Origin of the sequence: Serratia sp. HRI, from assembly GCF_010119335.3 — a bacterium.
Classification (GTDB): domain Bacteria; phylum Pseudomonadota; class Gammaproteobacteria; order Enterobacterales; family Enterobacteriaceae; genus Serratia; species Serratia nevei.
Genome location: NZ_CP083690.1, coordinates 2,452,510 through 2,472,680 on the forward strand (window position 1 = coordinate 2,452,510; position 20,171 = coordinate 2,472,680).

Annotated in this window: 18 protein-coding genes; 7 read left to right on the plus strand and 11 right to left on the minus strand. The window is 61.2% G+C overall.

What is annotated here, in order from left to right; translation table 11 throughout:
• Positions 1-214: 214 nt before the first annotated feature.
• The 4 genes from livG to GF111_RS11845 all read right to left on the minus strand — a co-directional run bounded on the left by livG (position 215) and on the right by GF111_RS11845 (position 4,421).
• Entirely contained in the window at positions 215-985 is a 771-nt protein-coding gene (livG, locus tag GF111_RS11830) for a high-affinity branched-chain amino acid ABC transporter ATP-binding protein LivG (RefSeq protein ID WP_038874156.1), read from the minus strand.
• Positions 982-2,265, minus strand: a complete 1,284-nt coding sequence (locus GF111_RS11835; protein ID WP_038874155.1) for a high-affinity branched-chain amino acid ABC transporter permease LivM — start codon at positions 2,263-2,265, stop codon at positions 982-984. Before GF111_RS11835 ends, livG begins: the two co-directional genes overlap by 4 nt.
• Entirely contained in the window at positions 2,262-3,188 is a 927-nt protein-coding gene (gene livH, locus GF111_RS11840; RefSeq protein ID WP_038874154.1) for a high-affinity branched-chain amino acid ABC transporter permease LivH, read from the minus strand. Before livH ends, GF111_RS11835 begins: the two co-directional genes overlap by 4 nt.
• A gap of 117 nt (positions 3,189-3,305) precedes the next feature.
• Positions 3,306-4,421 carry a branched-chain amino acid ABC transporter substrate-binding protein gene (locus tag GF111_RS11845; protein WP_134267471.1) on the minus strand — a complete coding sequence of 372 codons (1,116 nt, stop codon included), beginning with the start codon at positions 4,419-4,421 and terminating at the stop codon, positions 3,306-3,308.
• A 405-nt stretch (positions 4,422-4,826) separates the two neighbouring features.
• Here GF111_RS11845 and panM point away from each other — a divergent pair, with 405 nt between their 5' ends.
• From panM to GF111_RS11860, 3 genes are read left to right on the plus strand one after another with little or no spacing between them, the layout of a single operon-like run.
• Positions 4,827-5,219: an aspartate 1-decarboxylase autocleavage activator PanM gene (panM, locus tag GF111_RS11850; protein ID WP_038874152.1), complete on the plus strand. Its 393-nt coding sequence runs from the start codon at positions 4,827-4,829 to the stop codon at positions 5,217-5,219.
• Positions 5,216-6,433, plus strand: coding sequence for a DUF3142 domain-containing protein (locus GF111_RS11855; protein ID WP_147191384.1), 1,218 nt, complete (start codon positions 5,216-5,218; stop codon positions 6,431-6,433). Before panM ends, GF111_RS11855 begins: the two co-directional genes overlap by 4 nt.
• A gap of 43 nt (positions 6,434-6,476) precedes the next feature.
• Positions 6,477-8,495, plus strand: a complete 2,019-nt coding sequence (locus GF111_RS11860) for a hypothetical protein (RefSeq protein WP_370633553.1) — start codon at positions 6,477-6,479, stop codon at positions 8,493-8,495.
• A 63-nt stretch (positions 8,496-8,558) separates the two neighbouring features.
• Here the strand turns inward: GF111_RS11860 and rpoH are convergent, their stop codons facing one another.
• The 4 genes from rpoH to ftsY all read right to left on the minus strand — a co-directional run bounded on the left by rpoH (position 8,559) and on the right by ftsY (position 12,935).
• A complete protein-coding gene (gene rpoH / locus GF111_RS11865) occupies positions 8,559-9,416 on the minus strand; it encodes an RNA polymerase sigma factor RpoH (protein ID WP_038874147.1) in 858 nt (285 codons plus the stop codon).
• Between the two features lie 318 nt (positions 9,417-9,734).
• The gene (gene ftsX, locus GF111_RS11870; protein ID WP_033636680.1) at positions 9,735-10,688 is read right to left on the minus strand and encodes a permease-like cell division protein FtsX; all 954 of its coding nucleotides are present in this window, start codon (positions 10,686-10,688) and stop codon (positions 9,735-9,737) included.
• Entirely contained in the window at positions 10,678-11,349 is a 672-nt protein-coding gene (ftsE, locus tag GF111_RS11875) for a cell division ATP-binding protein FtsE (RefSeq protein ID WP_004934337.1), read from the minus strand. Before ftsE ends, ftsX begins: the two co-directional genes overlap by 11 nt.
• A gap of 5 nt (positions 11,350-11,354) precedes the next feature.
• On the minus strand, positions 11,355-12,935 hold the full coding sequence (ftsY, locus tag GF111_RS26710; RefSeq protein WP_147191388.1) for a signal recognition particle-docking protein FtsY: 1,581 nt from the start codon (positions 12,933-12,935) through the stop codon (positions 11,355-11,357).
• 242 nt (positions 12,936-13,177) lie between these two features.
• Between ftsY and rsmD the strand changes: the two genes are divergently transcribed.
• On the plus strand, positions 13,178-13,798 hold the full coding sequence (gene rsmD / locus GF111_RS11890) for a 16S rRNA (guanine(966)-N(2))-methyltransferase (RefSeq protein WP_033636678.1): 621 nt from the start codon (positions 13,178-13,180) through the stop codon (positions 13,796-13,798).
• Positions 13,788-14,060 (plus strand): DUF1145 family protein, encoded by a 273-nt coding sequence (locus tag GF111_RS11895; RefSeq protein WP_004934327.1) that lies wholly within the window; start codon positions 13,788-13,790, stop codon positions 14,058-14,060. Before rsmD ends, GF111_RS11895 begins: the two co-directional genes overlap by 11 nt.
• 3 nt (positions 14,061-14,063) lie before the next feature.
• Here GF111_RS11895 and GF111_RS11900 read toward each other — a convergent pair whose 3' ends face one another.
• Positions 14,064-14,420 (minus strand): DUF2500 domain-containing protein, encoded by a 357-nt coding sequence (locus tag GF111_RS11900; protein ID WP_055317088.1) that lies wholly within the window; start codon positions 14,418-14,420, stop codon positions 14,064-14,066.
• Between the two features lie 160 nt (positions 14,421-14,580).
• On the opposite strand from GF111_RS11900, the gene GF111_RS11905 reads away from it, so the two are divergent.
• Positions 14,581-15,207, plus strand: a complete 627-nt coding sequence (locus GF111_RS11905) for a lysoplasmalogenase (RefSeq protein ID WP_047729406.1) — start codon at positions 14,581-14,583, stop codon at positions 15,205-15,207.
• Positions 15,208-15,247: 40 nt separating this feature from the next.
• Here GF111_RS11905 and GF111_RS11910 read toward each other — a convergent pair whose 3' ends face one another.
• Both GF111_RS11910 and GF111_RS11915 read right to left on the minus strand, forming a co-directional pair.
• A complete protein-coding gene (locus GF111_RS11910; protein WP_047729408.1) occupies positions 15,248-15,625 on the minus strand; it encodes an AprI/Inh family metalloprotease inhibitor in 378 nt (125 codons plus the stop codon).
• A 55-nt stretch (positions 15,626-15,680) separates the two neighbouring features.
• Positions 15,681-17,144 (minus strand): serralysin family metalloprotease, encoded by a 1,464-nt coding sequence (locus GF111_RS11915; RefSeq protein ID WP_038874135.1) that lies wholly within the window; start codon positions 17,142-17,144, stop codon positions 15,681-15,683.
• A 682-nt stretch (positions 17,145-17,826) separates the two neighbouring features.
• Between GF111_RS11915 and GF111_RS11920 the strand changes: the two genes are divergently transcribed.
• A complete protein-coding gene (locus GF111_RS11920) occupies positions 17,827-20,145 on the plus strand; it encodes a zinc/cadmium/mercury/lead-transporting ATPase (protein WP_048232403.1) in 2,319 nt (772 codons plus the stop codon).
• The last annotated feature ends 26 nt before the right edge of the window (positions 20,146-20,171 follow it).

Genomic DNA, 20,171 nt, shown 5'->3' on the forward strand with positions numbered 1-20,171 from the left:
CAGCAAGGCGCGAGCCGTGAGGTTTGGTGGGCCAAATAAACGGTGAGTAACGCAGCGGCGCGGCGAAATAGCCCCAGCCCTGCGGGTCGCGCCCCAAAAACCCGCTCTCTGCGTTGTCAGATTCGAACATAGTCCCGCTATGTTCTTCATCTTCCGCCTTGATAGCGGGTTTTTGGGTCTGCGACGATGCCGCGAACAATGATGGGACACAGTCTTAAGCCTCGCCCAAATAAGCCCGGATCACGTCCGGGTTGTTGCGGATCTCCGCCGGTGTGCCCTGCGCCAGCGGCGTGCCCTGATTCACCACGTAAATGCGGTCGGAAATGCCCATCACCAGCTTCATGTCATGCTCGATCAGCAGCACCGATACCTTATGCCGATCGCGCAACTCGACGATCAGGTGATCCAGCTCGTCGGTCTCTTTCGGGTTGAGGCCGGCGGCCGGTTCGTCCAGCATCAGCAGCTCCGGCCGGGTCACCATGCAGCGAGCGATCTCCAGCCGCCGCTGCTGCCCATAGGCCAGGTTGCCCGCCGAACGGTTGGCCATCTCCAGCAGGCCGACGCGCTCCAGCCACTCCGCCGCGCGCGCCAGCGCTTCGGCTTCGGCGCGGCGGAAGGCCGGGGTTTTCAACAGCCCGGCGAACACGCCGCTTTTCAGGTGCTGATGCTGCGCCACCAGCAGGTTTTCGATCACCGTCATTTCACGGAACAGCCGCACGTGCTGGAAGGTGCGCACCACGCCCATGCGGGCGATGGCCTGCCCCGCCAATCCTTCCAGGTGGCGATCGCGCAATTTGATGGTGCCGCCGGTCGGGCGGTAAAAACCGGTCAGGCAGTTGAACACCGTGGTCTTACCGGCACCGTTGGGGCCGATCAGCGACACGATTTCGCCTTCGTTCAGCGTCAACGCCACGTTGTTGACCGCCAGCAGCCCGCCGAAACGCATCGACAGGCCCTCCACCTGCAGCAAAGGTTGAACGCTCATGCCTGCTCCCCCTTACCCGCGTGAATGTCCGCCGCCTGCAGCTTCAGCTGCGGCCGTTTCATCGGCAACAGCCCCTGCGGCCGCCAAATCATCATCAGCACCATCAGCGCACCCAGCAGCAACATGCTGTATTCATTCAGATCGCGCATCAGCTCGCGCGACACCACCAGCAGGATCGCCGCCAGAATGACCGCGAACTGCGAGCCCATGCCCCCCAGTACGACGATCGCCAGTACGAAGGCCGACTCGACAAAGGTGAAGGATTCCGGGCTGACGAACCCCTGCCGCGCGGCGAACAGCGTGCCGGCAAACCCGGCGAAAGCGGCGCTGATGGTAAAAGCGGTCAGCTTGATGCGCGTCGGGCTGAGGCCCAGCGAGCGGCAGGCGATCTCGTCTTCGCGCAGCGCTTCCCAGGCGCGCCCCAGCGGCATGCGCAGCAGGCGGTTGATGACGAACAGCGTCAGCACCACCAGCAGCAGTGCCACCAGATACAGGAACACGATGCGATCGCTCGGATCGTATTTCAGGCCGAAGAAGTTATGGAAGGTATCCCAACCACCGTCGCGCACGCTGCGGTTGAACTCCAGGCCGAAGAAGGTCGGTTTCGGGATCTGGCTGATGCCGTTCGGCCCGCCGGTGATCTCGGTATTGTTCAGCAGCAGGATGCGCACGATCTCACCGAAGCCGAGCGTCACGATTGCCAGATAGTCGCCGCGCAGACGCAGCACCGGGAAACCGAGCAGGAAGCCGAAGGCGGCGGTGACGATGCCCGCCAGCGGCAGGCTCTCCCAGAAGCCGAGGCCGTAATAGTGATTCAGCAGCGCGTAGGTGTAGGCGCCGATGGCGTAGAAACCACCGTAGCCGAGCACCAGCAGACCAGACAAGCCCACCACCACGTTGAGGCCGAGGCCCAGCATCACGTAGATCAGCGTCAGGGTGGCGATATCCACCGTGCCGCGCGAGACCAGGAACGGCCAGGCGACCGCCGCGACGATGAGCAGAGCCGCCAGCAGCTTTTGCCGCGGCGTGGTGCCGTCGAAGCTCGGCAGCACAAGCGCCGGGCCGGAGACTTTTTTCAATCCCTGCTGCAGCAGCGGGCGCAACAGCTGGAAGAAAAAGACGATGACGCAGCCGATGCCGATCCACATCCAGCGTACTTCCGCCGCGCCGTGCACCACCAGCTTGGTGCCGTCCAGGCTGAGCTGCATGCCCATCAGGAACGACGCCATCACGAACAGCACCGCCGTGGCGATCAGCGCATTGAGCAGATTGAGTTTCATACTTTCTCAACCTCCGGACGCCCGAGGATGCCGGTCGGCATGATCAGCAGCACCACGATCAGCAACGCGAACGACACCACGTCTTTATATTCAGTGCTGAGGTAGGCGGAGGTCAGCGCTTCCGCCACGCCCAGCACCAGGCCGCCGATCATCGCGCCGGGAATGCTGCCGATACCGCCCAGAACCGCGGCGGTGAAGGCTTTCATACCGGCCATAAAGCCGATGTAAGGGTTGATGACGCCGTAGAACTGGCCGAGCAATACCCCGGCCACCGCCGCCATCACCGCCCCGATGACGAAGGTCAGCGAGATCACCCGGTCAGTGTTGATGCCCAGCAGGCTGGCCATCTTCAGGTCTTCCGCACAGGCGCGGCAGGCGCGGCCCATGCGCGAATAGCGGATAAACAGCGTCAGCGCCAGCATCGCCAGGAAGGTCACGAGCCAGATGATCAGCTGCATGGTGCTGATGGTGGCGGCGAAGCCGTTGCTTTCCCCCAGCACCCACTGGCCGGTCACCAGGCTGGGCAGCGCCAGATCGCGTGAGCCCTGCGTCAGGCTGACGTAGTTTTGCAGGAATATCGACATGCCGATGGCCGAGATCAGCGCAATCAGGCGCTTGGAGTTGCGCACCGGCTTGTAGGCCACCCGCTCGATGCTCCAGCCGTAGGCGCTGGCGATGACGATCGAGACCAGGAACGCGGCGCCGATCAGCAACCAGCCGACGTCGATGCCGAGCATCATCAGGGCGGCGATGACGATAAAGGAGACATAGCTACCGATCATGTACACCTCGCCGTGGGCGAAGTTGATCATGCCGATGATGCCGTAAACCATGGTGTAACCGATGGCGATCAATGCATAGGTGCTGCCCAACGTTAAGCCGTTGAACATCTGCTGCAGAAAATAGAGGAGCTGCTCTGACATACTCTGAACCCTTGGCTGCGAAACCCGCCGGCGGAGAACCGGCGGGTAAAGGGAGACGGGGCCGGCAAGCCGACCCGCCGGGCGCAGCGGGCTGCGCCCCACCCTAATCATTATGGCTTATTTGATCGGTGTGGACGTGCCGTTGGCATGCCATTCGAACACGCCGAACTCGAAGCCTTTCAGATCGCCCTTGTCATCCCAGGTCAGCGGCCCCATCACGGTCTCCACCGGCTTGCCGGTTTTCAGATCCTTGACGATGTCCGCCGGCTCCTGGCTGCCGCTGCGCTCCATGCCGGTGGTCAGCGACTGCAGTGCGGCATAGGTGGTCCAGACGAACGGGCCGGTCGGATCCAGCTTCTTGGCTTTCAATGCATCGACGATCGGCTGGTTGGCAGGCACCTGGTCGTAGCGTTTCGGCAGCGTCACCAGCATGCCTTCCGAAGCGGCCCCGGCGATGTTGGACAGCGAGGAGTTGCCCACGCCTTCCGGCCCCATGAAGCGGGTGGTCAACCCGGCCTGCTTGGCCTGACGCAGGATCTGGCCCATTTCCGGGTAGTAACCGCCGAAGTACACGAAATCGATATTTTCTTTCTTCAGGCGCGCCACCAGGGTGGAGAAGTCTTTGTCGCCGGCGGTGATGCCTTCGAACATCGCCACTTCGGCGCCCTGTTTTTTCAAGCTGTCGCGCACCGAGCGGGCCAGGCCTTCACCGTATTGCTGCTTGTCGTGCACCACGGCGATGCGCTTCGGCTTGATGTCGCTGAGAATGTATTTGGCGGCGGTCGGGCCCTGATCCGAGTCCAGGCCGGTGGTGCGCAGGATCATCTTGTAGCCGCGGGTGGTCAGATCGGCGTTGGTTGCCGCCGGGGTAATCATGATCACGCCTTCGTCTTCATAGATATCGGACGCCGGCTGGGTAGACGAGGAGCACAGGTGGCCGATCACGTAGCGAATGCCGTCGTTGATCACCTTGTTGGCGACCGCAACCGCCTGTTTCGGGTCGCAGGCGTCGTCGTATTCCACGCCAACCAGCTTGTCGCCCTTGATGCCGCCCTTGGCGTTGATGTCGGCAATCGCCTGGCGCGCGCCGGTAAACTCCATGTCGCCATACTGCGCGACCGGGCCGGACATCGCCCCGACGATCGCCACCTTGATGTCTTTCGCCATGGCCGCCTGGCTCATGGCCATCGCAATACAACCCGCCAGCAGTGCCTTACCTGTTGTTAATTTCATCCGCAAATCCCCATCTGTCGTTGTGAACGTACCTGTTGTGTTTGCCCGCGCCCGATCGTTATTGACCGCTTTTGTTATAAGTAATAATGATTTAGGCTTTTTATCGGCATTATTTTCTAATAAGACTTTATTTTTCATGCCATTAAACAGGAATTTTCTTCTGCAAATCAACTTCATCCGGCAGAAACAAGCGGTGTAAACAGGATAAAATTCGAATTAAATCTGCGCTCTTTACCTTGAGGCGTAGTGCGTTGTGCTGGTTAACAATCCGTTTACTAACTATTTACTCGGAAAATGCCCCGTGCAAAAAACATATTGCACAGTAATCGTACAGAAAAACTTACACAACGCTCTGCACAAGATCTATTACACTGTCGGCATCATTTAGCTGCGCGGAAATTCTGCATGAAACTGACCATCGAGCGCCTGACCGCGCTGTCCCCGCAAGACCTTATCGACCTCGGTAAAATTTGGCCGCACCAGCAGCCGGAACAGTGGCAAAGCTGGCTGAGCGACGGCAAGGTGCTGTTCGCCGCCCGCTTCAACGAGCGGCTGCTGGGGGCGGTGAAAATCGCGCTGCAGGACGACCGCGCCGAGCTGCAGGACCTGCTGGTGCGCGAAGTGACGCGCCGCCGCGGCGTCGGTCTTTACCTGGTGCAGGATGCGCAGCGTCAGCTGCCGCAGGTTGCCCACTGGCAGCTGTCGACCGCCGGCCTGGCGCCGCGCGAACGCGGGGAAGTCGATAACTTCATGCGCGCCTGCGGCTTCGCACCGCAGGGCGATCTCTGGCAAAAATGAAAGGCCGGCTGGCGGCGCTGGTCTTGATTGCGCTGGGGCTGGCGGCCGCACTCCTCGGGCGCCAGCAGGCGCTACGCCTGGCCTCAGGCTGGGATCAGCAGGTTTATGTCTGGCAGCGGGTTTGGACGCCGCAGCACGCCGATGCGCTGACGCACAGCCGCGATGTGTTCGGCGCGCTGCGCGTGCTGGCGCTGCAGGTGCATCCGCGCGAAGGCTGGCGGGAAATCCCGGCCGATCTCAGCCTGCTGAAACAGGACGGCCGCCCGCTCTGGCTGGTAGCGCGCCTCGACGGCCAGCTGCCGCAGCTGGACCAAGAAGCCATTATCCAGCGGCTGCTGGCGCTCACCCAGCGCTGGCAGGCGGCCGGGCTACCCGTCACCGGCGTCGAGATCGATCATGACGCCGCCACCGCCCGCCTGCCGGACTACCAACGCTTTCTACAGCGGCTGCGCCAACGGCTGCCCACCGCTTTGCAACTCGGCATCACCGCCCTGCCGGCCTGGATCGGCTCGCCCAACCTGCCCGGCGTACTGCAACAGGCCGACAGTTCCGTCCTGCAGGTGCACGCGGTGCTCTCGCCGCAGCAGGGGCTGTTTGACGGCCCCTTGGCACTGCACTGGGTGCGGCAGTACGCCGCCGTCACACCGAAGCCGTTTCGCGTCGCGCTGCCGGCCTATGGCATGGCGCTGCTGGGGTTTGATGCGCAGGGCGCGCAGGTGGAGAGCGAATCCTCGCTGCGCGTGGCGGGCAACGGCCGCGAGCTGACGGTCGCGCCGCAGCAGATCGCCGATTTTCTGCAGATGCTGGCGCAGCAAACGCCGCCCCGGCTGCGCGGCATTATCTGGTTCCGCTTGCCTCTGGCGGACGATCGGCGCGCCTGGTCGCTCGCCACGCTGCGAGCGGTGATCGAACGGCGGCCGCTGAACGTCGAGTGGCAGGTAAAATTTAGGCCTCAGCCACAGCAAAACGGGCTTTATGATCTGATAATTCAGAACAACGGGCCGGTGGACGCCCCGCTGCCGCAAGAGGTGCTCATCCGCGCCGACGACTGCCTGGCGGCGGACGCGGTCGGCAACTACCGGCTGGAATCCGCACCGCAACGGCAACGCTTTATTCGCATCAGCGGCGACCAGCTACGCGCCGGGCAATCCCGGCCGCTGGGCTGGCTGCGCTGCCAACAACTGACGCCAGGAGGCACCCTTGTCACACCTTGATTCGCGCGCGGCACGGAACACCCGCCGCCTTCTTCCGCTGGCCATGCTGATCGGCGCCGCGCTGGCGCTGCCGCTGAACGGCTATGCCTGCGGCCCGGATTTTCCTAACCGGCTGCTGATCGACCGCAACGGCACCCTGCTGTATATGCCGGAGGGTAATTTCGCCTTCGAAGCCGGCCGATTGGTGCCGTCGGACAAGCAGCTGCCGCACTGGCAAGCCCCGCCGCCGCCAATGCCGCCGAAACCAATGCCGCAGTCGCCGGAAACGGTGGCGATCGGCAAAATGCGCGCCGCCAAAACGGTAGAAGAGGCTGACGCCGTCAATACGCAGGGGTTGTCCAACGCCGCGCGCCTTTATCAACTGGGCGCCGTCGCGTTCGCCAGCCACGATCCGCGCGCCACAGAGTATTTCCAGCAGGTGCTGAAGCTCCCGGCCGCCGAACAGGGCGACTGGGGACTGCGGGCGCAGTATTCGCTTGGACGGGTGTTGATGAATGACCACGGCACGCCGATGAATGAATCAGATGAAGCGGCTCCCGCCGCCAATCATCCGCCTAAAGCCGAACTTGAACAGGCGCTGGCGGCGTTCCAGCAGGTGATCGAACGGGTGAAAAGCGGCGCCGCCGATCCCGATCAACTGGCGCTGAGCAGCCTCGGACAGCAGGCGCGCATCCACCTGTGGCTGGGTGACGTCGCTCCCGCCGCCCACCTGTACGCCCAGCAGGCGGCGCAGGGCGATCCGAGCGGCGGGCAGTCGCTGCAGTACGTCTCCAGTTTCCTGGTCAATCCCGACCATCTGGAAACGCTGAAACAGGTTATCGGCGATCCCTTAATCCAACAGCTGGTGACCATTGAACTGTTCGCCCGCAGCGGCAACCTGCAGATGGCGGATACCGACGGCAACGGCCGCTCCGCACAGATCATCAGCCAGATCCTGGCGCTGCTGGACGGCACGGTGAAAAGCGGCTTCGCCGGCAGCGATCGGCTGGCGGCATTGGCCTACCGTTCCGGGCAGTATCCGATGGCGGCCAGCCTGCTGAAAAACGCTGGCGACAGCGGCCTGGCGTGGTGGCTGCGCGCCAAAATGGCGCTGCGTGACGGTGATGTGAAAGCCGCCACCGCCGCCTACGCCAAGGCGGCAAGCGCGTTCCCCGCCGACGAAAGCTGGGGCGAACAGCGCAACGCCGACTTCGTCGCGGAAACCATCGTGCCCGAGTGCCGGGTGGCCGGCGAACAGGCTATCCTGGCGCTGAACCGCGGCGACTATCTGCAGGCGATGGACCTGCTGTATCGCGGCAAGGCGCTCTACTGGGCCGACGTGGCCGATGTGGCAGAGCGCGTGCTGACCGTCGATGAGTTGAAAGGCTTTGTCGATAAGCACGCCCCGGCGCCGACGACGCCGCTCAAGCCGGTTAACCCGGACGACTACGGCGGCCAGCAGATCACGCCGGAAGTGCAGCTGCGCGAGCTGCTGGCGCGGCGCTTGATGCGCGCCGGGCGGGCCGCGGAGGCGCAGGCCTACTTCGATATCCCTAACTACCGCCAGGCGGCGCAGCAGTATGCCGACGAGCTGAAGGCCGCCAAGGATAAGTCCGCCGCGCCGCTGACGCGCGCGCAGGCTTACTATCGCGCCGCCAACCTGCTGCGTGCCCAGGGGCTCGAATTTACCGGCTATGAGATGACGCCGGACTACGCCATCTATGGCGCCGGCTATTCCTATCTGGGGGATGCGTTCGATACTCGCGAGCTGAAGCACAAAAGCTGGATAGACAACGCAGAAGCGGCGCGCGCCAAGGCGGCGCTGCCGGCACAGGACAACCGTTTCCTGCACTATCGCTGGCAGGCCGTGGGGTTGGCGCAACAGGCGGCCGATCTGCTGCCGCCGAAAAGCCAGGCCTACGCCGCCGTGCTGTGTAACGCCGCCAGCTGGGTTATCAAGCGCGACGCCAAGACCGGCCGGGCGCTTTATCAGCGCTACATCAACACCGGCACCCGCTACCCGTGGGCGGCAAAATTCGGCTACGACTGCCCGGCGCCGGACTTCGCCGCCGTGGCGCCATAACGCCGAATTTCAGGCATGAAAAAGCCCGGCTTGCCGGGCTTTTTTTTCGAATATCGCATCGACTCAGGCTTCGATCGCCATTTTCAATTTCTTCATGGCGTTCTTTTCCAGCTGGCGCACGCGCTCGGCGGAAACGCCGTACTGATCGGCCAGCTCCTGCAGCGTCGACTTGTTGTCGTCGTCCAGCCAACGGGCGCGGATGATATGCTGGCTGCGCTCGTCCAGACCTTCCAGCGCATAGGCCAGTTTGTCTGCGGCGTTGCTTTCCCAGTTATCTTCCTCGATGCCTTCGGCGAAGTCGGAGCTCTTGTCCTGCAGGTACAGCACCGGCGCCATCGCCTGGCCATCGCGGGCCTCGTCGTCCGGCGTCGGATCGAAGGTCATGTCCTGCGCCGCCATGCGAGATTCCATCTCGCGCACGTCTTTGCTGGTTACGCCCAGCTCGCGGGCCACCAGCTCCACTTCGTCCTGGTTGAACCAGCCCAAACGCTGTTTGGTTTTGCGCAGGTTAAAGAACAGCTTGCGCTGCGCTTTGGTGGTCGCCACTTTCACGATGCGCCAGTTGCGCAATACGTACTCGTGGATTTCCGCCTTAATCCAATGCACCGCAAAGGAAACCAGACGCACGCCGACTTCAGGGTTGAAGCGGCGAACGGCTTTCATCAGGCCGATATTGCCTTCCTGAATCAGGTCCGCCTGCGGCAGACCGTAGCCTGAATAGTTGCGGGCAATATGAGCGACAAAGCGCAGGTGAGACAGGATGAGCTGCTTAGCGGCATCCAGATCGCCCTGATAATGCAGCCGTTCAGCCAGCTCCCGCTCTTCCTCTGCCGTCAGCATCGGATAGGCGTTGGCTGCCCGGATATAGGCTTCCAAGCTACCTTGGGGTACTAAGGCTAAAGTTTGCATTTCTTTGGTCATTCAAACCCTCTCTATGAGAATACAAAATCATGCAGGTGATTATTACAGCGGGGAAATGATTGATTCTACGGCAGTTGCTGAAGCAAAAGCGGTTCCACACGCCGGGCACCTTAACATTTGCTGCTAATTTTTGACCGTACTCCGCCCTATAAGTTCACCCTTTTTTGCAAGCATTGTTGCTGACAATACGTGACGAGGGTGCAGGCCGATAGGGAATTTGTGCGCTAAGAAGAGAGATGTGGTGCTGACTTCGCTTGAGGTCACTCTTCTCCCGCAACGCGATCAAAAGCAGCAGGAGAAGAGTATACCAAAAAAATCTTACTGTGGTGTAAATCGGCGTAAATGTTGCACTGTCGCCAGCCAGGCGGCGATCCAGCCGATCATCGCGGAGATGATCAGCAGCAGCAGCGCCTCATCCCAGCCCAGCCCGTGCAGGGTGAAGGTGGTGCCGAATACCTTGGCTACCCCGGCGACTACCGACTCCAGCTGCCACACCAGCGCGCCGGAGAGCACCAGCGACAGCAGCGCGCCGGCAAAGCCCAGCATCGCCCCGCCGTTGAGGAACGGCCGCAGGATAAAGCCGTCGGTGGCGCCGATCAGCTTCATCACGTTGATGGTGTCGCGACGGCTGAAGATGCTCAGACGCACGCTGTTGCCGATCACCAGGAACACCGCCACGATCATCAGCACGCCGATGATCGCCGCAATCTGGCCCGCCAGCCCGGTGAGCGCCGCCAGGCGGGCAAACCAGCTGTCATCCATACGCACTTCTTCCACGCCCTGCACCGCCGCCACGCGATCGCGCAGGGTGTTGAGGGTATCCGAACTCTGGAAGCTCATCTTCGGCGTGACGATCGCCACCGCCGGCAGCGGGTTCTCTTCCAGCATGTCCAACGCGCCGCCAAAGCCCGACCAGTTACGGAACTCGCCGCGCGCTTCTTCACGCGACAGGTAGTTCACCTTCTCCACACCGGCTTCCGCCTTGATGGCGTCGAGCACTTTCAGCGCCGCGTCGTCATCGAGCGATTTATCCAGGTAGACCGTCAGCTGCGGCGTCGGGTACCACTGGCTGGCCGCGGTGCTGACGTTTTTCCACACGATGTAGCACACGCTCGGCAGCGTCAGGGAGATGGCGATCACCATCACCGTCAGCAGCGTCGCCAACGGCTGACGCAGCATGTCTTTGATGGCGTTCATCCAGGCATAACGCCACTGTTCGCGCCAGCCGCCGCGCAGCGCCTTGCTCTTGGCGGTTTTTGCGTTATTGGCCATGGTGAGCGCCCCCTTGCATGCGGCCCTGACTCAGCGTCAGGATGCGGTAATTACGGCGGGCGATAAGCCCGGTGTCGTGCGTCGCCATTAATACGGTGACGCCGACGCGGTTGAATTCTTCAAACAGGCGCAGAATGCCTTCCGACAGCGCGTCGTCCAGGTTGCCGGTCGGTTCATCCGCCAGCAGCACCGCCGGCTTGTTCACCACCGCACGGGCGATGCCCACGCGCTGCTGCTCACCGCCGGACAGCTGAATCGGGAAGTTTTTCGCTTTATCCAGCAAACCGACCTTGTCCAGCGCGGCGGAGACGCGGCGACGGATGTCTTCGGTGCTGGCGCCGGCGATGATCAGCGGCATCGCCACGTTGTCATACACCGTGCGATCCAGCAGCAGATGGTGATCCTGGAAGATCATGCCGATCTGCCGACGCAGGAACGGCACCTCGCGGTTTTTCAAACGGCTGATGTCGTGGCCGCCAAACCAGATGTGCCCGGCGCTGGGCCGTTCGATACCGCAAATCAGTTTCAGCAGGGTACTTTTCCCCGCGCCGGAATGGCCGGTCAGAAACGCCATTTCCGCCGGGCGCAGATGGAAATCGACCCCCTGCAGCGCTTGCCGTCCGCCCAGATAAGCTTTACTGACCTGTTCAAAGCGAATCATCCGTATTAATCCTCTCGGGCAAAAAGTGCCTCAATAAAATCGTCAGCCTTAAACGGCCGCAAATCTTCGATGCCTTCCCCGACGCCGATATAGCGAATCGGGATACCGAACTGATCGGCGATGGCGAAGATCACCCCGCCCTTGGCGGTACCGTCCAGTTTAGTCAGCGTGATGCCGGTTAAGCCCACGGCCTCATTAAATAATTTCGCCTGACTGACCGCATTCTGGCCGGTGCTGGCATCGAGCGTCAGCATAACCTCATGGGGGGCCTGGTCGTCCAGTTTTTTCATGACGCGGACGATCTTCTTCAGCTCTTCCATCAGGTGCGATTTGTTCTGCAGACGGCCGGCGGTATCGGCGATCAAGACATCGATGCCGCGCGCTTTGGCAGCCTGCACCGCATCGAAGATCACCGAAGCGGAATCCGCGCCGGTATGCTGCGCCACCACCGGGATGCGGTTGCGTTCGCCCCACACCTGCAGCTGCTCTACCGCCGCGGCGCGGAAAGTATCCCCCGCCGCCAGCATCACCGACTTGCCTTCCGCCTGGAACTGACGCGCCAGCTTACCGATGGTGGTGGTTTTACCCACGCCGTTCACGCCGACCATCAGGATGACATACGGGGTTTTCCCGCTGACATCCAGCGGCTGATCGACCTTGGCCAGAATTTCGGACATTTCCTCCTTCAGCTTGCCGTACAGCGCTTCGGCGTCTTTCAGCTGCTTGCGGCTGGCGTGCTGGGTCAGGGAGGTGATGATCTTGCGCGTGGTTTCTACGCCGACATCGGCGATCAGCAGCTGTTCTTCCAACTCGTCGAACAGGTCGTCGTCGATCTTTTTACCGCGGAACAGCCCCATAAAGCCGGAGCCGAGGTTTTGCTTGGTCTTCAGCAGGCTGCGCTTCAGGCGAGCGAAGAAGCCTTCTTTGGTCGGGCGCTCCTGCTCTTGCGCAGCGGCCGGCACCACAGGTTCAAACGGTTCTTCTTCTTCCTGCTCGGGTTCTGGCTCGACGACTGGCTCAGGCTCGACGACAGGCTCAGGTTCGACGACCGGCTCGGGCTCAACAACCGGCTCAGGTTCAACAACCGGCTCAGGTTCAACGACAGGCTCGGACTCAACAATCGGCTCGGGCTCAACAATCGGCTCAGGCTCGGCGATCGGCTCAGGCTCGGCGATCGGCTCGAGCTCAACGACCGGCTCAGGTTCCACAACCGGCTCAGGTTCGACAACCGGCTCTGGCTCGACGATCGGCTGCTGCTGCGCCACTACCTGCTCGGTCACGCTGACAATCTCTTCGGCCAACGCTTGCGACGTTGGGTGTTCGGCCGCCGCCGGCAGGTTCTCCGCGATTTGTTCGCCGGCCTGACCGTTATCCCACTCTCCCGGGGTGTCGACGGAGGCGGCAGGTTCAGATTCCTGGGCGGGGAGCTTGTCATCCAGCTTGGCGGCTGCCGGTTCAGCCGGCGTCTCCGCAGCCTGAGGCTCCGCCTGCTCTACCGGCTGCTCAGGTTGCTGTTGCTCTTCTTCCTTTTCCTTCTGGCCAAAGCCCAGCCAGGAGAAAAACCCACGTTTCTTATCTTTTGCCATGTTATGACTCTACTCCGTACCGAAGGCTCGCTTACCCTACATACCTGAAGGATATATGCTGACAATAATCCGCCGAGTCTATCACTTTCCCTCGCGCAGCAACACGCATCCGGCATGCTTTCCGGTGTGAAATCAGACAACAACGTTTTACCGTTCCCCCCGACGCCCGTCACCGGTAGAATAGGGACAACTTTTCGTTAACCTCTGCGGCCCCGCGCCGTAAAAGAAATCAAACAACGCTTATGACAAGACTCTCGCCACGGGCGGCGGCCAAAAAACCGCCCCAGGCCGCAGCCGGACAGATCCGCATCATCGGCGGCCAATGGCGCGGTCGCAAGCTTCCGGTGCCGAACAGCCCGGGGCTGCGCCCCACCACCGATCGGGTGCGCGAAACCCTGTTCAACTGGCTGGCGCCGGTGATTCAGGGCGCGCGCTGTCTGGACTGTTTCGCCGGCAGCGGCGCATTAGGGCTGGAAGCGCTGTCGCGCTACGCCGGCAGCGCCACGCTGCTGGAATTCGAACGACCGGTGGCGCAGCAGCTGGAAAAAAATCTGGCGCTGCTGCAGGGCAAAGGGGTGGTTATCAACACCAACGCGCTGAGCTGGCTGGCGGGCGAGGGCCAACCGTTTGACGTGGTGTTTCTCGATCCGCCGTTTCGCAAAGGCCTGCTGGCGGAGACCGCCTTGTTGCTGGAGCAGCGAGGCTGGCTGGCCGACGAGGCCTGGATCTATGTAGAAGCCGAGGCGGAAAGCGCCGCGGCGGACGTGCCTGCCAGCTGGCAGCTGCATCGGGAGAAAGTCGCCGGCCAGGTGGCCTATCGCCTTTATATTCGTTCGCAAGAGAAAACCGACCATGCTGATTAATCTGGGCCGCCTGCTGATGCTGTGCGTGTGGGGCTTCCTGCTCTCTAACCTGTTCCATCCGTTTCCCAAGCCGCTGAAATATTTCATCGACGTGGCGCTGTTCTTCATGGTGGTGATGCACGGCCTGCAGCTGGTGCTGCTGAAATCCACCCAGCCGAAGGATCAGCCGATCAGCTACTGGCAAGAAGCCAAGATCTTTATCTTTGGCGTGTTCGAGCTGTTGGCCTGGCAGAAGAAACAGCCGCCCATCAAGAAAAAGTGACCGCTACGGCTTAACGGTGAAAGAGACGAAGCGCGTGCCCTGCATGTTCAACGTGCCCTGCGCGCCTTTTTCTATCGGGTTGTATTGCCACTGTTTCAGCCGAAGCGTGATGTCTTCACCGCCCTGTACCGGGCGGAACACCACCTCGTAATACATCGGCTCATTGACCAGCGGTTCGCGCTGCGGCGCACGGGTTTTGGCGACCGGGAAGCTGCGCTTGTCGCTCACCGTCACCTGCAGACTGCGCATCGGTGCACGGTCGTTTTCCGCCTCCTGCTGGCGCTGTTTGAAATAGCGTTGCGTGGCCAGCACGGCGATCAGCGCAATCACGGCGACAAAAAACAACGGTGGCTTGCTCATCGGTTTCCCCATTTCCTTCACGGCCAAATCGGCGTAAACATAGCATTCTCAAGAAAGCATTGTCGATCGTCGGCAGGCTACCTACACTGAAATAAGAAGTGACATGGGTGACAGTTTGGAGCCGGTTGTTGCGGCTCCCTCATACATAAGGAAGACATCAATGAGTTGGCCGTTTCTTGCCGTATTCTTTTCCGGTTGGCTGTTCGTCGACGCCTCATACCGTGGGCCGCGCTGGCAACGCTGGGTGTTCAAACCCGTCACGCTGCTGCTGCTGTTGCTGTTGGCCTGGCAGGCGCCGGTGCTCAGCGCGGCAGGTTATCTGATCGTACTCGGCCTGCTGGCGACGCTGATCGGCGACGCGCTGCTCCTGTTGCCGCGCGAGCGGGTACTGTACGCCATCGGCGCCTTTTTCCTCTCCCACCTGCTGTATACCCTGAGCTTCGCCAGCCAGATGACGTTCAGTCTGTTCTGGCCGCTGCCGCTGGCGCTGCTGGTGATAGGCGCGTTGCTGCTGGCCACCCTTTGGACCCGGCTGGAAGAGATGCGCTGGCCGATCGTCACCTACGTGGCGATGACGCTGCTGATGGTCTGGTTGGCGGGCGAACAATATTTCCTGCGCAGCACCGATTTCGGCTTCTCGCTGCTGACCGGCACCTCGCTATTGCTGCTGGCCAACGTCGTTTGGCTGATCAACCGCTACCGTTTCACCTTCCGCGCAGCGGACGCCATCGTCGCTTTCTGTTACTTCTCCGGCCACTTCCTGATCGTGCGCTCACTCTACCTGTAACGACCTGCCGCGGGTTCGGCACGCCGAACCCGTTTCCACATCAAGCCAACGCTTTCAACGTTAAGGCATCATCGGCGCCCAGCTGATTGCGATACAGATCGCCGTCGCGCGAGAAGAACGCCAGCGTGCTGCCATCCGCCCGCAGCAGGGCGATGCCATCCGGCGCCGGGCGCCAGCCCACCACCTCGGCCGCAAACACGCTTTGCAGACAACGTTGCCGATCCACCAGCTGATAGCCGTTGGTTTCACTTTGCTCATTCGCCAAAAACTCGATTTGGCATTGCCGTTCGCTGTCGGCAACCTGCCATTGCCCCGCCAGCGACTGCGCGGTCGGCAGCGCCAGGCTGCCGGCCATGACCGCACTCGTCACCATCATGCCGCCCGCCGCCAGAGCGGTGTGCGTTAAAGTACCTTTCATACCGGGCTCCCACATCACGCCCGGCCGAGACTGCGCCGGGCGTGTCGTTGCTGTGTTACACGATAAAGTCGGTGGCGACGTCTACCTGACCGACGATTTTCACCAGGAAGTCCGGCGACTGATGACCCCCGATGTTCACCGCCAGATCGGTCACGTTGTTGGAAGCATTGTAGCTGAGCAGTGCTTCACCGGCCGCGCCGCTGAAATGATCGACGAAGTGGATGAAATCGCTGCTCTGCGCCTCTTTGTTGAAGAACGACAGGTCAATTTTGTCGATCCCTTTCTGGAAGTCGCGGATCCAGTCCGAAGCACCCGGTGCAGAATCGCTGGCAGCGGTGAACACGAAGGTATCCTGGCCGGAACCGCCCCACAGCTCATCCGCCCCGCCGCCGCCGAACAGCACGTCATTGCCCGCGCCGCCTTTCAGCACGTTGTTGGCCGCGTTGCCGACGATCACGTCATTGCCGGAACCGCCAATGGCGTTCTCGATGGTCACCCCGGCGGCGATCGAGACGTTGCCCTTCAAACCGCCCACGTCGGAGAACGATTTCTCATTCAGGTTGATGCGCTGGTTCGCGGTGTAACCGGAGAAGTCGAAGGTATCGTTGCCGCCCGCATCCCAGACCGCAAAGATCAGTTTTTGCGAGTTGCTGGTGGTGCTGAGGAAGTCACGACCGGTGTTGGAGTTAAAGCCGTACACGGTGTCGCCGGTGCGGGTCGACAGATTGGCGCCATACAGATGTTGAATGGCGGCAATGTCATCCAGCAGCGGAGCAGCGGCGTAATGACCGCCGTTATCCCCACCGGTGTTGGTTTCGCTCCAGTAGCTCATCAGGCTGAACTGGCGGGTATCTTCCGCATAAGTGGCGTCGCGGTAGGTTGGGTTGCCTTCACCGGCGTTGTAATCGCCCGGGTGGCTCAGGCCCAGCGCATGGCCAATCTCATGGGTGAACGTCTGGCGGCCGTAGTCTTCGGTCGCCGGGTGTTTCACGTTGGATTGGTTGACGTTGTACCAGGTCTGGCCGCCCAGATCCTGACCCTGCCAAATGGTGTTCGGCAGGAAGGCATAGGCCTGAGTGCCGTAATCATAGTGGCCGGGGCGATCCTGGCTGTAGTTGCCGAAGGTGATGTTGGCTTTTTGACCGGCCGCCACTTCGGTGAAGGTGATATTGGCGACGTCGGCCCAGGACTGCAGCGACAGCTTAGCCTGCTGCTGCTGTTCCGCGCTGAACTTGCTCAGCCCGGTGTCGCCGGCGACGTTGGTGGCAGAGAACTTATAGTCCGGGAAGGAGAAGGTTAATTTAACCGGCTGGCCAAATACCTTGTAACCGTTCCAGGTTTGATTCTCTCGGGTAATAAACAGCCCAGCTTGCTCGTTAGAAAATGAATCCTTGCCATTAATCTGAATCCCGTTGCCACGCTCATGATAATGCAGCAGGTCGGCTACAGCATCGTAGCCGGTTTTAGCGGCTGCGAAGTTGGATTCAGTAATTTCAATTGCCTTTTTAGTAGATTGCATTGGTTCGATTCCACTCATTATCTGATCGCTATCAATCAGACAGATAGACATAACCTCCCCGTAAGCTACGGTGAATGAACCTTAAGCTTGCTGGAAGGGGCTTATGCGCCGTTGTCGGCAGTGTATTAGGTAGAATTAATGCATATATATCAGCAAATAAGATTGCCATTAAAAATGGTAATCGATTCCAATTATAGGCAGGGCCGCGAAACTGAACATAAAATAATCAACCTTTTATTGTCTAAACGAAAGTTTGTTATGCTGCTTTTTAGGTTTATTTACAAAACAAATGAAACTTAACGAGGATAAGTTGGCACCAAACTTCAATAACAATGCGGCCTGCAGGCACAAGCGAATCATGCTGGCTTGGTACGGGCAAAAAGGTAAATTTTGCTAAAGCGTTATAGGTTAATAACTCTTTATTATTAGGTCAGGCGACTTTTTAGTTTCTATAGGAATATTATTTTCTTATTTAAACTAACGGCAGTGAGGCTTTTCACCCAAATAGGGGATAAGAAAAGCCTATAGATTTAAATTCGCATTATTCATTATTGAATGAATACCCCTTTATACACTCGAACGCCGTTAGCAATAATTCTCATCCGGCGCTTGACTCTGGAGTTGACTCCAGGGTGTAGAGTCAGCTGAGCAAACCCGTTTAACAGCCCGAAGGGGGGACGTTATGCACAACCAGCAAAACCATAATCATCAGGAACATCATCACGCCGAAGGCGGATGCGGCTGCAACCACAGCCACAGCAAAACTCAGCATGGCTGCAGCAGCGAGCCGAAAAACGCCGCCGCACAGGCCGAACACGCCCACCACCATCACGATCATGGCGATAGCGGCTGCTGCACCGCCGCGCCCGACGATCCGGACGAGGAAAGCGACAGGCTGGCCGCCGCTCCCCCTTCCGGTAGCCAACGTTTCAGCTGGAAAGTCACCGGTATGGACTGCCCCAGCTGCGCCAAGAAAATCGAAAATGCCGTCACCGCACTCCCCGGCGTCGACAGCGCGCGCGTGTTGTTCGCCACCGAGAAACTGGTGGTCGACGCGCAGTCCGACATCAGCCTGCGGATCCAGGACGCGGTCGCCCAAGCCGGCTTTACCCTGCTCGGCACTCAGACCGCCAAAGCCGCCGCGCCGAAAACCTCACGCTTCGGCGAATTCGCACCGCTGCTGCTGTTAGCCACCCTGATGGTCGTCAGTTGGGTGCTGGATCGGGTTAACCCGGAGCTGGGCCGCATCGCCTTTATCGCCACCACGCTGGTCGGATTGGCACCGGTCGCCGCCAAGGCGCTGCGTCTGATTCGTTCCGGCACGCCGTTCGCCATCGAAACGCTGATGAGCGTGGCGGCCATCGGCGCGCTGTTCATCGGCGCCACCGCCGAGGCGGCGATGGTGCTGCTGCTGTTTATGGTCGGTGAACTGCTGGAATCCTACGCCGCCAACCGCGCGCGGCGCGGGGTGACGGCGCTGATGGAGCTGGTGCCGGAAGATGCGCTGCTGCTGCAAGGTGCGGAGCGCAAACGCGTGCCGGTCGCCAGCCTGCGTCCGGGCGATGTGATTGAAATCGCACCCGGCGGGCGCCTGCCGGCCGACGCCGCGCTGCTCAATCCTTTCGCCAGCTTCGACGAAAGCGCCCTGACCGGCGAATCGGTGCCGGTCGAGCGCCAACAGGGTGAGAAAGTGGCCGCCGGCAGCCTGTCCGTCGATCAGGCGGCGCAGATGAAGGTGATCTCCGAGCCCGGCAAAAACGCCATCGACCGCATTTTGCAGCTGATTGAAGAGGCCGAAGAGCGCCGCGCGCCGATCGAACGCTTCCTCGATCGGTTCAGCCGTTACTACACCCCGGCCATTATGCTGCTGGCCGTCGCGGTGATCCTGGTGCCGCCGCTGTTGTTCTCACAGCCGTGGGATACCTGGATCTATCGCGGCCTGACGCTGCTGCTGATCGGCTGCCCATGCGCATTGGTGATCTCGACCCCGGCGGCCATTACGTCCGGGTTGGCGGCTGCCACGCGGCGCGGTGCGCTGATTAAAGGCGGTGCGGCGCTGGAGCAACTGGGCCAGATCCAAACTATCGCCTTCGATAAAACCGGTACCCTGACCGAAGGTAAGCCGACGGTGACCGACGTGCTGCCGATCGGCACGCTCACCGAACAGCGGCTGCTGCAGCTTGCCGCCGCGGTGGAAGCCGGTTCACATCACCCGCTGGCGCAGGCGATCATCAACCGCGCCGCCGAAAGCGGGACGGAGCTGCCGCTGGCGCAGGCGCGCCGCGCGCTGGCCGGCGTCGGCGTGGAAGGGATCGTGGACGGCAAGACCGTGCTGATCAGCGCGCCGGGCAAGCTGGCACCGGGCCTGCTCGACGCCCAATGGCAGAGCCAGGTAGACAAGCTGGAAAACGCCGGCAAAACGGCAGTGGTGGTGCTGGAAGACGGCGCGCCCATCGGCTTGCTGGCGCTGCGCGATACGCTGCGCGGCGACGCCAAACAGGCCATAGCCGAACTGAACGCGCTGGGCATTCGCGGCGTGATGCTGACCGGCGACAACCCGCGCGCCGCCGCAGCGATCGCCGGCGAGCTGGGCCTCGACTATCGCGCCGGTCTGCTGCCGGAAGATAAGGTCAGCGCGGTCACCGAACTGAGCGAACTGCGCCCGACGGCGATGATCGGCGACGGCATCAACGACGCCCCGGCGATGAAGGCCTCCAGCATCGGCATCGCCATGGGCAGCGGCACCGACGTGGCATTGGAAACCGCCGACGCCGCCCTGACCCACAACCGGCTGGTAGGCGTCGCGGAGATGATCCGCATCTCGCGCGCCACCCACGCCAATATCCGGCAAAACATCACCATCGCATTGGGGCTGAAGGGGGTCTTCCTGATCACCAGCCTGCTGGGGCTGACCGGTTTGTGGCTGGCGGTGCTGGCAGACTCCGGCGCCACCGCGCTGGTCACCGCCAACGCGCTGCGGCTGTTGAAAAAGCGCCAATAACGCGGCGCCAGGCCGGGTTCCTCAAT